This is a genomic window from Streptomyces sp. NBC_01210, assembly GCF_036010325.1.
Taxonomy (GTDB): Bacteria; Actinomycetota; Actinomycetes; order Streptomycetales; family Streptomycetaceae; genus Streptomyces.
Window position 1 is genome coordinate 7324840 of record NZ_CP108549.1, and the last position, 13500, is coordinate 7338339.

Annotated in this window: 11 protein-coding genes; 7 read left to right on the forward strand and 4 right to left on the reverse strand. The window is 70.3% G+C overall.

Annotated features, from left to right (window positions below; all coding sequences use genetic code 11):
- Nucleotides 1–32: 32 nt before the first annotated feature.
- Together OG735_RS32965 and OG735_RS32970 are read left to right on the forward strand one after the other, a co-directional pair.
- A complete protein-coding gene (locus OG735_RS32965; RefSeq protein ID WP_327326786.1) occupies nt 33–1658 on the forward strand; it encodes an alpha/beta hydrolase in 1626 nt (541 codons plus the stop codon).
- Between the two features lie 115 nt (nt 1659–1773).
- On the forward strand, nt 1774–2127 hold the full coding sequence (locus OG735_RS32970; protein ID WP_327326787.1) for a hypothetical protein: 354 nt from the start codon (nt 1774–1776) through the stop codon (nt 2125–2127).
- Nucleotides 2128–2136: 9 nt separating this feature from the next.
- Here the strand turns inward: OG735_RS32970 and OG735_RS32975 are convergent, their stop codons facing one another.
- From OG735_RS32975 to OG735_RS32990, 4 genes are all read right to left on the reverse strand, one after another.
- Nucleotides 2137–2649 carry a protein-tyrosine phosphatase family protein gene (locus tag OG735_RS32975; RefSeq protein ID WP_327326788.1) on the reverse strand — a complete coding sequence of 171 codons (513 nt, stop codon included), beginning with the start codon at nt 2647–2649 and terminating at the stop codon, nt 2137–2139.
- A gap of 29 nt (nt 2650–2678) precedes the next feature.
- On the reverse strand, nt 2679–3461 hold the full coding sequence (locus OG735_RS32980) for an SDR family NAD(P)-dependent oxidoreductase (RefSeq protein ID WP_327326789.1): 783 nt from the start codon (nt 3459–3461) through the stop codon (nt 2679–2681).
- Between the two features lie 94 nt (nt 3462–3555).
- On the reverse strand, nt 3556–4419 hold the full coding sequence (locus tag OG735_RS32985) for a hypothetical protein (protein ID WP_327326790.1): 864 nt from the start codon (nt 4417–4419) through the stop codon (nt 3556–3558).
- 185 nt (nt 4420–4604) lie between these two features.
- Entirely contained in the window at nt 4605–6326 is a 1722-nt protein-coding gene (locus OG735_RS32990; protein ID WP_327326791.1) for a PucR family transcriptional regulator, read from the reverse strand.
- A gap of 288 nt (nt 6327–6614) precedes the next feature.
- On the opposite strand from OG735_RS32990, the gene OG735_RS32995 reads away from it, so the two are divergent.
- The 5 genes from OG735_RS32995 (at nt 6615) to OG735_RS33015 (ending at nt 13398) form a co-directional block, all read left to right on the forward strand.
- Nucleotides 6615–7514 (forward strand): FAD binding domain-containing protein, encoded by a 900-nt coding sequence (locus OG735_RS32995; RefSeq protein WP_327326792.1) that lies wholly within the window; start codon nt 6615–6617, stop codon nt 7512–7514.
- Entirely contained in the window at nt 7505–8089 is a 585-nt protein-coding gene (locus OG735_RS33000) for a (2Fe-2S)-binding protein (RefSeq protein ID WP_327326793.1), read from the forward strand. Before OG735_RS32995 ends, OG735_RS33000 begins: the two co-directional genes overlap by 10 nt.
- A gap of 5 nt (nt 8090–8094) precedes the next feature.
- Nucleotides 8095–10479, forward strand: coding sequence for a xanthine dehydrogenase family protein molybdopterin-binding subunit (locus tag OG735_RS33005; RefSeq protein ID WP_327326794.1), 2385 nt, complete (start codon nt 8095–8097; stop codon nt 10477–10479).
- Nucleotides 10480–10726: 247 nt separating this feature from the next.
- On the forward strand, nt 10727–12208 hold the full coding sequence (locus OG735_RS33010; RefSeq protein WP_327326795.1) for an NCS2 family permease: 1482 nt from the start codon (nt 10727–10729) through the stop codon (nt 12206–12208).
- A 38-nt stretch (nt 12209–12246) separates the two neighbouring features.
- Nucleotides 12247–13398, forward strand: a complete 1152-nt coding sequence (locus OG735_RS33015; protein ID WP_327326796.1) for an XdhC/CoxI family protein — start codon at nt 12247–12249, stop codon at nt 13396–13398.
- Nucleotides 13399–13500 lie beyond the last annotated feature (102 nt).

Consider the following 13500-nt stretch of genomic DNA (forward strand, 5'->3'; position numbering starts at 1 on the left):
GGCGCTCAGCCGTGAAGGCGGAGGAACAGAGTATGCGCATACCCAGATGCACAGCGGGCCGCCGGCGTTGTGCCGCGGCCACCGCCGCAGCGGTGATCTGCTCGACGGTATTCACCGGGCCGGACCTCGCCGCGGCCGGCGGCGCGCCGGCACCTTCGGTGCCCGCCCCGAAGCTGGACTGGAGACCCTGCGTCCAGGGCAGTCAGTTCGACTGCGCGACCGCGAAGGTGCCGCTGGACTACCGCGACCCCGGTCGTCGCACCATCGAGCTGGCAGTCGTCAAACGCAAGGCAACCGGCCCCGGACGGCGCATCGGCACTCTGTTCTTCAACCCCGGCGGACCCGGCGGGCCCGGAACGGTGCAGATGCCACAGAATTACGAGTCCTTCCCGCGCGAGGTGCGGGAGCGGTTCGACATCGTCAGCTGGGACCCCCGCGGGATCGGCAGCAGCACCGCGGTGAACTGCTTCGACAGTCGCAAGGAAGCCGACGCGTGGAATGCGAGCAAACCAGCCGGCTTCCCGGTGGGCGAACAGCAGCGGAAGACGTGGATCGCCGCGTACAAGGATCTGGCCCGGCGCTGTCAGCAGCGTGACCCCGAGCTCCTGCGCCATGTGTCGACCGCCGACACCGCTCGCGACCTCGACCAGCTCCGCCGGGCGGTGGGCGACCCACAACTCACCTACCTCGGGATCTCCTACGGCACGTTCCTGGGCGCCACCTACGCCAACTTCTTCCCCGGCAAGGTCCGCGCCATGGTTCTTGACAGCAACATCGACCCGCAGGCCTGGACCCACGCCTCCGACGACGACCCCCGGCTCACGACATTCCTGCGCATGGGTGCGGACCGCGGCGCGGCAGCAGTCCTGGACAAGTTCCTCGCCCTCTGCGGGTCCACCACCACCGCCCGCTGCGCCTTCGCCGCCGGCAGCCCCAAAGCGACCCGGGACAAGTTCGACCAGCTGATGCGGCGGCTAAGAGGGCATCCCCTGGGCGCATGGACCTATGGCCGTACGGTCGGTGACGTCGTGAACAGCCTCTACCTTGTCCACCCCGGATGGACGGGCCTCGCCGGCAGGCTGCAGAACCTGTGGCAGGGCCGCGTTCCGGAGCCGTCCCCTCCTCCACCCGCGCCACTGGTCCCGAATCCGAATCCGTACCTGGGCGATGAACAGGCCGGTGCGGTGTTCTGCAGCGACAGCCCCAATCCGCGTGACCCCGCTGCCTACCACGCCATGGAGGAGGCCAGCGCGACCCGTGCGGGCGACGCCGGACGCTTCTGGAGCTGGGCCGCCGAGGGGTGTGCCGCCTGGCCGGACACAGGGGCCAACAGCTATCGCGGCCCGTGGAACAAGCCGACGGCGCGCCCCGTCCTGCTGGTCGGCACGACCTACGACCCCGCCACTCCCTTCTCGGGCGCCCTGGCCATGGCCAGGGAACTGGCCAACGCCCGCCTGCTCACCCACAACGGCTACGGGCACACCGCGCTGCTCAACCCCAGCAGCTGTGTCAGGAATTACGAGAGCCGCTACGTCATCGATGGCACCCTCCCCCCGGTCGGAACAACGTGCCTGCAGGACACGCCTCCCTTCTCCGCACCCAAGCCGAGCGGTGGCGTCGCCACCGGGGGCGGAGCGATGGCCGGCACCGTCTCCTGAGTCCGGCTCCCGGCAATCCCCCGGGGCACGTCGGTAAGACCGTGCGCGCGGATGTCAGTCTGCTGCATTATTCTGTGCCGCCGTTGACGAAGTCCGAACAAACGGGGGGCCATTCATGTCCGCGGAGCTGCCGGAGTCATCCATACCCGACGAGGCGTGGGAGGAGTTCCAGCGCGAGAGCGAAGGGCCCGCACGCCTCGCCGCGCCGAAGGAGCCCTCCGCGCGGGCGCGGATGGTGACCGAGCGGCTGCGGCTCGAGGACGAGAAGGCCGCCCGGCGGCAGCGCCGTCCGCGCGGGTGGGGGAGGAAGGCGGCGGTGCGCGCGGAGCCCGAGGCGTGGCGGGCTTGGCCGTCCCGGCAGCGGCAGGCGCGCAGGCGGCGGGGCTGGGGAGTCTTCTGGGTGGTCGTGACCGTCGTCGTCGTACTGCTCGTCATGAATCCGGAGCGGACGCTGTCCTGGTTGGTGTGAGCCGGGGGCTCAGGGCGGCGACTCCAGGCCGGTCAGCAGTGAGGCGATGTCCAGCCCGGTCATGAGGTATCGCTCGAAGGCGAGGTTGTGCAGGGCGTACGAGGAGCGTCGGCGCCGGATCAGGTCGATCGCCCCCGCGCCGTCGTGGCCGAGCTCGATCAGCGTCTGGGCCACCACCAGGCCCGATCTGTTGTAGCCGGAGTAGCAGCGCACGAGCACGGTGCGCCCGGCGCGTACCGCATCGGCGGCCAGCACTGCCAGCCCGCGGACCCGGTCGATCTGCTCGGAGGTCAGCCAGTCGTCCGGAATCGGGGCGACATGGTGTTCGACCCCGTCCGGCGGACCGTGGCCGACGCGGGTGAACAGGCTGATCACCAGGTCGAATTCGCGTTCCACAACAGCATTGAGGCGCCGGTTCCGGTCGTCCTCCCAGACATGGCCACCCATCCAGAGGCCGGTCGTGATCTCGTCCCAGGGCGATCGGGGATCCGGAACGTGGTGGTCCGGGCGACGTGCCTTCACTGAACCCTCCCTTTGCGGGGAGGTCCACGCTAGGTGACGGAGAAGCCGCCGTCCACGAACAAGGTCTGGCCCGTCATATAGCGTGCGGCGTCGCTCGCCAGGAAGACCGCCGCGCCCGTCAGATCAGCCGCCTCGCCGTTGCGGCCCGCCATCGTGCGCGCCGCCATCGCCTCCGTACGGACCGGATCGTCGAACACCGCACGGGTCAGTGGCGTACGGATGAAGCCGGGCGCGAGGGCATTGACGCAGACGCCGTGCCGCGACCACGCCTGCGCCTGGGACCGGGCCAGCGCGGAGACCGCTGCCTTCGACACCCCGTACGCGCCACTGGCGCCGAAGGCCCGAACCGACTGCTGCGAGGCGAGGTGGATGATCCGGCCCCAGCCGCGGCCCGCCATCGACGGGCCGAAGCGTTGCCCGAGCAGGAACGGCGCGTCAAGGTTCACGGACATCGTCGTGTCCCACTGCGCCTCGGTCAGATCGTCCAGCGGCGGACGGTGGTTGACGCCGGCTGCCGTGACCAGGATGTCCGGCTCGCCGACGACACCGACCGCCCGCTCGGCCGCGGCCCGCAGGGCGTCCCGGTCGCCGAGGTCGGCGGTCACCCAGTCGGCCTGGTGGCCCGCCGCGCGGAGTTCCTCGACGGCCGTACGCAGCGGAGCCTCGCGTCGCGCCAGGACCACCACCCGCGCGCCCGCCGATGCGAGTGCCTCCGCGATGGCGCGGCCGATGCCGGAACTGCCGCCGGTGATCAGCGCCGTACGGTCTCGCAGGCCGAAGTGGCGGTCGAGGAAGTCATGCTGAGCGCTCATGCGCCCCGATCATGCCGCAGGCCCGATCATGCCGCAGGCCCGATCATGCCGCAGGCCCGATCATGCCGCAGGCCCGATCATGCCGCAGGCCCGATCATGCCGCAGGTTCGGGCTGGACCGGTGAGGTCTCGAGCGGCACGGTGGAGGTCGCCGGGGCCAGTTGAGCCGCCAGCCAGACCGGTACGCCGTCCAGCAGGCGGAACAGTCGACCCGCCTCCGCCCGCAAACGGCTTGCCTCCGGTTCCGGTTCGCAGTCGGCCAGCGCTGCCAGCGACGGGGCCGTGCCGATCAGGTAGCCGAGCTCCTCGCGGATCCGCAGCGACTCGGAGAAGCCGTGCCGAGCCTCGGCCAACTCGCCGTCCCGCAGGGCGAGTCCGGCCAGATGATGCCACGTGAAGGAGAGCAGCAGCGTGTCATCCTGCGCGGTGGCTCCGGCGTGCGCCCGCTGGTATGCGGCGCGGGCCGCCTGCGGCGAGTCGGCGATGTGCTCGGCGACCAGCCCGCGGCGGAAGTCGAGCAGCGGGCGCCGGGGCGAGGTGGGGGCGAGCAGCGCCGCGGCCCTGCCGAGTGCGGAGCGGGCCTCGTCGGCCCGGTCGCGTACGCCGAGGCGGGTCGACGCGTACGCGAGCCTCCCGCGCTCGCATGCCGCGCCGCCGCGTTCGTCGTCGTCCCGGGCCACGGCCTCGGCCGTACGCAGCGCGTCCTCGGCGTCCGCCCAGCCGTCGGCGGTGAACAGACAGCGCTCGACGAGCAGTCCGGCCCGCTCGAGTGCTGCGGCGGGATTCGCTGTGTGGGCTTCGAGCAGGGCTGCCGCATCGGTCCAACAGCCGCGCGAGCGCAGCCGCCATACCGCGGTCTGGAGGGGATCGTCACCTGCAGTGGTTCCGGAACCAGACATGGCGGTATGCGCCACGTTGCCCTCCCCGAGCACGCCATTGAGCTGTTGAGTCAGTCGCATCTCAGCATGGATAGGCATGCCTGGCCAAGGGGTCAGGTGAATGAATTCACAATCGCGCGGCGGGTAATGGGGCGCGCGGGTGGTCGGTGGGGCGCCCGTTCACGAACCGGGGCTCCGCCCCAGACCCCCGCGCCGCAATCGCCGGCGAGGCCGGATTTTCCCGCCCCTCCCGGGAGCCGGGGGCTTCAGCTCATCCTCAGCGCCAGGAAGAAGTCCAGCTTGTCCTCCAGACGCGACAGGTCACGGCTCGTCAGTTGCTCGATTCTGCCCACCCTGTAGCGCAGTGTGTTCACATGCAGATGCAGCCGCGTCGCGCATCGCGTCCACGACCCGTCGCAGTCCAGGAACGCCTCCAGCGTCGGGATCAGCTCCGCGCGGTGGCGCCGGTCGTAGTCGCGGAGCGGGTCCAGCAGCCTGGCCGTGAACGCGCGGCGCACATCGTCCGGGACGAACGGCAGCAGCAGTACGTGCGAGGCCAGCTCGTGGTGACCCGCCGCGCAGACCCTGCCCGGGCGCGCCGCCGCCACCCGGCGGGCGTGTCGTGCCTCCTCCAGCGCGCCCCGCAGACCCTCTGCCGAGCTCACTGCCGCACTGACGCCCAGAGTGAGCCGGCCGTCGTCGGCGAGACCCGCCGAGAGCGGGTCGCGTACGGACAGCAGCAGCGCGTCGGCGTGCAGCCCGGCCTCGAAGGAGTCGGCGTCGGGGGCGTCCGGGGCGAGGGCCGTCGCGGGCAGCGGGACCAGCGCGATCGCCTCGTCGCCGGTGTGGGCGACCGCGATCCGGTCCGCGGAGTCCGGCCCGGCCGCCGCCGGGTCGACCAGGATCTCCTCCAGCAGCGACTGGGCGACCGGGCCGGCCTCGATGGCCGTAGCCGAAGCAGCGGAAGCACCCGCACCCGCCGCCGTCGCGTCCCCCCAGTCTACCCGCGCCACCACCACCTGCCAGTGCGGCGCCGTCCCGAGCCCCGGCAGCAGCACCGGCGCGGCCACCCGCAGACGTGCCGCGATCTCGGCCGGTGCCGCGCCCGTCTGGACCAGTTCCAGGACCTCCTGGGCGAGCCGTCGGCGTACCGTACGGGCCGCCTCACGCCGGTCGCGCTCGACGGCGATCAGCTGGGTCACGCCCTGCAGCAGATCCAGCCGCGCGGCCGGCCAGTCGCTCGCGTCCGCCTCCACTGCCAGCAGCCAGTCCGACAGGACCGTCTCGCGGACGTCCCTGGAGGCGGGGGTGGCGCCGCGGCCCGTGTTACGGATCGGGAAGAGGGAGTACGTCAGGCCGCGGACCGTCGCCCGATGCGGCCCCCGTCGGCCGGTGCGGGAGGCCGCCAGGTGCTCACCGGCGAGCGTGGCGCTCACGTCGCCGGGCAGCGGGTCGCCCGCGCCCGCGATCTGGCGACCGGTGGGGGAGAGCACCCAGGCTCGAAGGTCCAGGTCGGAGCCGAGGAGGTCCAGGACCACCTCGGGTCCGCCGCCCGCCGGGCCGGAGGTCATCAGCCGCCTGTGCCTGTCCACGACTGCGGCGAGGTCCCCGGCCCGCTCGCCGGAGACCTGGCGCACCACATGCTCAGTGATCGTCGCGAATGCAACGGATTCATTGACTGCAAAGAGTGGCAGCCGATGGCGCGAACACGCCTCGATGAGATCACCCGGGATGTTGCCCAGCTCCGCCTCGCCGGCCGCCAGACCGGCCACCCCGGCGCCCGCCAGGATCCGGACGAACGGCTCGGAGTCCGCGGCCGTGCGCCGCCAGGCGAGGCCCGTCAGCACCAGTTCGCCGCCCGAGAGATAGCGGCTCGGATCCCGCAGGTCGGTGGTCATCACACCGCGTACACCGCGGTCCAGTTCGTCCTCGCCGCCGAGCAGCCGCAGCCCCAGCGCGTCGGTTTCCAGCAGTGCGCGCAGCCGCATCTCGTCGCCACCGATCTGTCTCGTTGTTGCCGGTGGCCGTGGCCACCGTTTCCAGGGGAAAACAGTGAGGTTACTGAGCCCCGCCTTTCGTTCGAATCTACAAGACGGGACAGGCGACCAGCCAACTCCTTCATGGTTTCGGTGACTGCACCAGGCGCAGCCCGGCTTGTGTACTGGGGTCACAGCGCGTTAACAGCACATGAATAAGCGCAGGAACACACAGTCGAGGGCCAACCGTCCCGGGCCCGCTGCGACGAACGCCCACGATTGAGAAGAAGAGAGCCACTCATGGACTTCCTTCGCCCCGCCAGCTGGGAGGAGGCGCTCGCCGCCAAGGCCGAGCACCCTACCGCTGTACCCATTGCGGGCGGCACCGATGTGATGGTCGAGATCAACTTCGACCACCGCCGGCCGGAGTACCTCCTGGACCTGAACCGCATCGGCGAGCTGTGCGAGTGGGAGGTCGGCGAGGACACCGTTCGACTGGGCGCCTCCGTTCCGTACACCCAGATCATGGAGAACCTCCGGGCCGAACTGCCCGGACTGGCACTGGCGTCGCACACGGTCGCATCGCCCCAGATCCGCAACCGCGGCGGCGTCGGCGGCAACCTCGGCACCGCGTCCCCGGCCGGCGACGCCCACCCGGCGCTGCTCGCCGCGGGCGCCGAGGTCGAGGTCGAGTCGGTACGCGGCAGCCGCCGCATCCCGATCGACGAGTTCTACACCGGCGTCAAGCGCAATGCGCTGGCGGCGGACGAGCTGATCCGGGCCGTCCACATCGAGAAGGCCGACGGACCGCAGCAGTACTCGAAGGTGGGCACCCGCAACGCGATGGTGATCGCGGTCTGCGCCTTCGGTCTGGCCCTGCACCCTCAGACCCGCACGGTGCGCACCGGCATCGGCTCCGCCGCCCCGACCCCGGTCCGGGCGAAGGCGGCCGAGGAATTCCTGAACGCCGCGCTGGAGGAGGGCGGCTTCTGGGACAGCAGGAAGATCATCACCCCGTCGATCGCCAAGCAGTTCGCGGAGCTCGCCTCCGGCGGCTGCAACCCGATCGACGACGTGCGGGGCACCGCGAGCTACCGCCGTCACGCGGTCGGCATCATGGCCCGCCGGACCCTCGGCTGGACCTGGGAGGCATACCGGGGCAACGCCCACGGCACAAAGGGAGGCGCACAATGCGCGTGAACTTCACGGTCAACGGTCGTCAGCAGGAAGCGGACGACGTGTGGGAGGGCGAGAGCCTTCTCTACGTGCTGCGTGAGCGCATGGGCCTGCCGGGCTCCAAGAACGCGTGCGAGCAGGGCGAGTGCGGCTCCTGCACGGTCCGGCTCGACGGCGTCCCGGTCTGCTCCTGCCTCGTTGCCGCAGGTCAGGTCGAGGGCCGCGAGGTCGTCACCGTAGAGGGCCTGGCGGACTTCGCCAAGCAGCGTGCCGAGCACGGCGGCTGCGCCACGGCCGCCTGCGGCACCACCCTGGACCAGGCCAAGCAGTGGGAAGCCAAGCCTTCCGACTCGCAGACCGGCGAGGGCTCCGAGCTCTCCCCGATCCAGCAGGCGTTCATCGACGCCGGCGCCGTGCAGTGCGGTTTCTGCACGCCCGGTCTGCTGGTCGCCGCCGACGAACTGCTCGAGCGCAACGCCGAGCCGTCCGACGCGGACATCCGCGAGGCGCTCTCCGGCAACCTCTGCCGCTGCACCGGTTACGAGAAGATCCTCGACGCGGTCCGCCTCGCGGCCGCCCGCCAGGAAGAGGCGGTCTGAGAACCATGGCCACCATCGGTACTCCCACCAACATCTCCCAGGGCTCCCGGACCAAGGGCGGCATCGGCGAGTCGACGCTGCGTCCCGACGGCACCCTCAAGGTCACCGGTGAGTTCGCGTACTCCTCGGACATGTGGCACGAGGACATGCTCTGGGGCCACACGCTGCGCTCCACCGTCGCGCACGCCGAGATCAAGTCGATCGACGTCTCCGAGGCGCTGGCGACGTCCGGCGTCTACGCCGTACTGACCTACGACGACCTGCCCACCGAGGTGAAGAACTACGGCCTGGAGATCCAGGACACCCCGGTCCTCGCCCACGGCAAGGTCCGCCACCACGGCGAGCCGGTGGCCCTGGTCGCCGCCGACCACCCGGAGACCGCGCGCCGCGCCGCCGCCAAGATCAAGATCGAGTACGTCGAGCTGCCGGTCATCACGGACGAGGCGTCCGCGACCGCTCCCGACGCGATCCTGGTCCACGAGGGCCGCGACGACCACCACATCGGTCATGTCCCGCACCCGAACATCGTGCACCGGCAGCCGATCGTCCGCGGCAACGCCGACGAGGCCGCCGAGCGCGCCGACGTCATCGTCAAGGGCGAGTACACCTTCGGCATGCAGGACCAGGCCTTCCTCGGCCCGGAGTCCGGCCTCGCGGTCCCCTCCGAGGACGGCGGCGTCGAGCTGTACGTCGCCACTCAGTGGCTGCACTCGGACCTCCGTCAGATCGCCCCCGTCCTCGGCCTGCCCGAGGAGAAGATCCGGATGACGCTCTCCGGCGTCGGCGGGGCCTTCGGCGGCCGTGAGGACCTGTCGATGCAGATCCACGCCTGCCTCCTGGCGCTGCGCACCGGTAAGCCGGTCAAGATCGTCTACAACCGGTTCGAGTCCTTCTTCGGGCACGTCCACCGGCACCCGGCGAAGCTCTACTACGAGCACGGCGCCACCAAGGACGGCAAGCTCACGCACATGAAGTGCAGGATCGTCCTGGACGGCGGCGCGTACGCTTCCGCATCCCCGGCGGTCGTCGGCAATGCGTCCTCACTCAGCGTCGGCCCGTACGTCGTCGACGACGTCGACATCGAGGCGATCGCGCTCTACTCGAACAACCCGCCCTGCGGCGCCATGCGCGGCTTCGGCGCGGTCCAGGCGTGCTTCGCCTACGAGGCCCAGATGGACAAGCTCGCGGCGAAGCTGGGCATCGACCCGGTGGAGTTCCGCCAGCTCAACGCCATGGAGCAGGGCACGATCATGCCGACCGGGCAGCCGGTCGACTCCCCGGCCCCGGTCGCCGAACTGCTGCGCCGTGTCAAGGCCAGACCGCTGCCGCCCGAGCAGCAGTGGCTCACGGCCGGTGAGGAGGCGGACGTCCGCGCCCTGCCGGGCGGTCTGTCCAACACCACGCACGGCGAGGGAGTCGTCCGCGGTGTCGGCTACGCGGTCGGCATCAAGAATGTCGGCTTCTCCGAGGGCTTCGACGACTACTCCACCGCGCGGGTGCGTATGGAGGTCGTGGGCGGTGAGCCGGTCGCGACCGTGCACACCGCGATGGCGGAGGTCGGCCAGGGCGGTGTCACCGTCCACGCTCAGATCGCCCGCACCGAGCTCGGTGTCTCGCAGGTGACGATCCACCCGGCCGACACCCAGGTCGGCTCGGCCGGCTCCACCTCCGCCTCCCGTCAGACGTACGTCACGGGCGGCGCGGTCAAGCACACCTGCGAGAACGTCCGCGAGAAGGTCCTGGAGATCGGCCGCCGCAAGTTCGGCTCGTACCACCCCGCGTGGGCCACCGCCGAGCTGCTGCTCGAAGGTGGCAAGGTCGTCACCGACGGCGGCGAAGTCCTCGCCGACCTGGTGGACGTACTCGAGGGCGAGTCGGTCGACCTGGAGCTCGAGTGGCGCCACCGCCCCACGGAGGCCTTCGACCTGCATACGGGTCAGGGCAACGGCCACGTCCAGTACTCGTTCGCCGCGCACCGCGCGGTCGTCGAGGTGGACACCGAGCTCGGCCTGGTCAAGGTCGTCGAGCTCGCGGTCGCCCAGGACGTCGGCAAGGCGCTCAACCCGCTGTCCGTCGTCGGCCAGATCCAGGGTGGCACCACCCAGGGCCTGGGCGTCGCGGTCATGGAGGAGATCATCGTCGACCCGAAGACCGCGAAGGTGCGCAACCCCTCCTTCACGGACTATCTGATCCCCACCATCCTCGACACGCCGACCATCCCCGTCGACGTACTCGAGCTGGCCGATGACCACGCGCCGTACGGACTGCGCGGCATCGGCGAGGCCCCGACCCTTTCGTCGACCCCGGCCGTCCTCGCGGCGATCCGGAACGCGACGGGGCTGGAGCTCAACAGGACACCGGTACGCCCCGAGCACCTCACCGGTACCTGATCCCCGCCTTCTCCGGGCGGCGCGCCGTGCTTGAGGAACGTCACACTTCCCGCCCGCCTGTCGCGCCGCCCGGAGAACTCAAGTACTGCACCGCTCGCGGTCCTTGAAACCCAGCACCACCAGCAGTACCCGGCACCATCCAGTTCGCCTCGGGCCGTCCCCCGGGTCGTGCAGCCAGCGCACCATCCCAAATCCCGCGATTTCAGTCCCCATGCGGGTGCCCCTGTGAACCTTGGGAGTAGGCACCATGACCCAGCAGTCCCTTGAGACCAAGACCACGGCGGAGGACGCCGGCGCGGGTACGCGCCAGCCCGCCGGAAGGTCTTGGCTCGACCGGTACTTCCACATAACCCAGCGAGGATCGACCGTCGGTCGGGAGGTGCGTGGCGGCATCACCACCTTCATGGCGATGGCGTACATCATCCTTCTCAACCCGGTGATTCTCTCGGTTCCGGATGCGGCCGGTCACAGGCTCGACGGTGATCAGCTCACCACCGCGACCGTCTTCGCCGCCGCGGCCACCACCATCGTGATGGGCTTCATCGGCAATGTGCCGCTGGCCCTCGCGGCGGGACTCAGCGTCTCCGCCGTCATGGCCTTCCAGGTCGCCCCGCAGATGACCTGGGAAAACGCGATGGGCATGTGCGTCATCTACGGCGCCGTGATCGTCCTGCTCGTTGTCACCGGTCTGCGCGAACTGATCATGAATGCCATCCCCCTGGCACTGAAGCACGCGATCACCATGGGGATCGGCCTCTTCGTCTGCCTCATCGGCCTGGTCCAGGCGGGTTTCGTCACCTCCATGCCCGGAGACGGCGGTATCGCCGGAGCCAAGCCGATCCAGCTCGGCACGAGCGACATGCTCACCGGCTGGCCGGTGCTCTGCTTCGCCGTCACCGTCCTGCTGATCTTCCTGCTGCAGGTCCGCAAGGTCCCCGGCGCGATCCTCATCGGCATCGTCGGCGGTACGGTCTTCGCCGCGGTGGTCCACCAGTTCGCGGGCCTCGACAAGAAGGCCTGGGGCGGACTGAACGCACCCGAGATCACCGGCTCCATCGTGAGCACGCCGGACTTCGGTCTCTTCGGCAGTGTCTCTTTCAGCGGCATGGGCGGCGTCGGTGGCATCACCGTCGGCGTCATCGTCTTCACCCTGGTGCTGGCCGGCTTCTTCGACGCCATGGGCACCATCATCGGCATCGGCCAGCAGGCCGACCTCGCCGACGACAAGGGCAAGATGCCGGGCCTCAACAAGGCCCTGGCCATCGATGGTGCGGGCGGCGCGTTCGGCGGCCTGGCCGGCGCCTCCGGCCAGACGGTGTTCGTGGAGTCCACGGCGGGCGTCGGTGACGGTGCGCGCACCGGCTTCGCCAGCGTGATCACCGGCCTCGCGTTCACACTCTGCCTGTTCTTCACTCCACTCGCCCAGGTCATCCCCACCCAGGTGGCCGCCGCCGCGCTCGTCGTCATCGGATCGATGATGATGACAAATGCCAAGCACATCGACTGGAACGACCAGGCCACCGCGATCCCGGTGTTCCTGACCACCGTGCTGATGCCCTTCACGTACTCGATCACCGCGGGCATCGCGGCCGGCGTCATCGCCCACGTCCTGATCAAGGCCGTGCAGGGCAAGGCGCGCGACGTCGGCTGGCTGATGTGGGTGCTGTCCGTCGTCTTCCTGGCCTACTTCGCCCTTCACCCGATCGAGGGCTGGCTGGGAGTCAAGTAACTCCCCGTCGCCCCTACCCACACCTTGAGGAGACCGACGTGCTGGACATCGCCGAAGAGCTGAACCGGTGGGTCGAGCAGGGCCGCGAATTCGCTGTCGCCACCGTGGTGGCGGTCGGCGGCAGCGCGCCCCGGCAGCCGGGCGCCGCTCTCGCGGTGGACAGCGAGGGCACGGCGATCGGGTCGGTCTCCGGAGGGTGTGTGGAAGGGGCGGTGTACGAGCTGTGTCGGCAGTCGCTCGAGGACGGTCTCACCGTCCTCGAGCAGTTCGGCTACAGCGACGACGACGCCTTCGCCGTAGGCCTGACCTGCGGCGGAATCATCGACATCCTCGTCATGCCGGTACGCGCGGACTCTCCTGCGAGGAAGGTGTTCGCGGCCGCGCTGTCCGCCGCCGCCGGAGGGGAGGCGGCGGCGGTCGCGCGGATCACCGACGGACCGGCGGAGGTCAGGGGCCGTGCGCTGCTGGTCCGGCCGGACGGTTCGTACGACGGGGTCCTCGGCGGTCACCCCGAGCTGGACCGCACGGCTGCGGCCGAGGCCCGCGCGCTGCTGGATGTCGGCCGCACCGGCACGGTCGTCATTGGCGAGGACGGCAGCCGCTGCGGACAGCCGTTGACGCTCCTGATCGAATCGAGCGTCCCGGCCCCCCGCATGATCGTCTTCGGCGCGATCGACTTCGCCTCGGCACTGGTCCGGGTCGGCAAGTTCCTCGGCTACCACGTCACGGTCTGCGACGCCCGTCCCGTCTTCGCGACGAGGACCCGCTTCCCGGAGGCCGACGAGATCGTCGTCGACTGGCCGCACCGCTATCTGGAGTCGACGGAGGTGGACCGCCGCACTGTCCTCTGCGTCCTCACCCACGACGCCAAGTTCGACGTCCCGCTGCTCGAACTGGCCCTGAGACTTCCCGTCGCCTATATCGGCGCGATGGGTTCCCGGCGTACGCATGAGGACCGCAACAAGCGGTTGCGTGAGGTCGGCGTGACCGAACTCGAACTGGCCCGTCTGCGCTCGCCGATCGGCCTGGACCTCGGCGCGCGTACGCCGGAGGAGACGGCGCTGTCGATCGGTGCGGAGATAGTGGCTAACCGGCGCGGCGGCAGCGGAGTCTCCCTGACGGGAGCGCACACCCCGATCCACCATGACGGCCTGCAGGCCTCGGTGGGGCGGATGGGTTCGGTCGCCTGACGCCGTTTGCGGCCCTTCCGTTGCCCGGCGTGTGCCCGGCGTGCTGAATAAATTCGGTTGCCGTACGCCCGTGCGGCGGGATCTCATCAGGCGACCGGATGT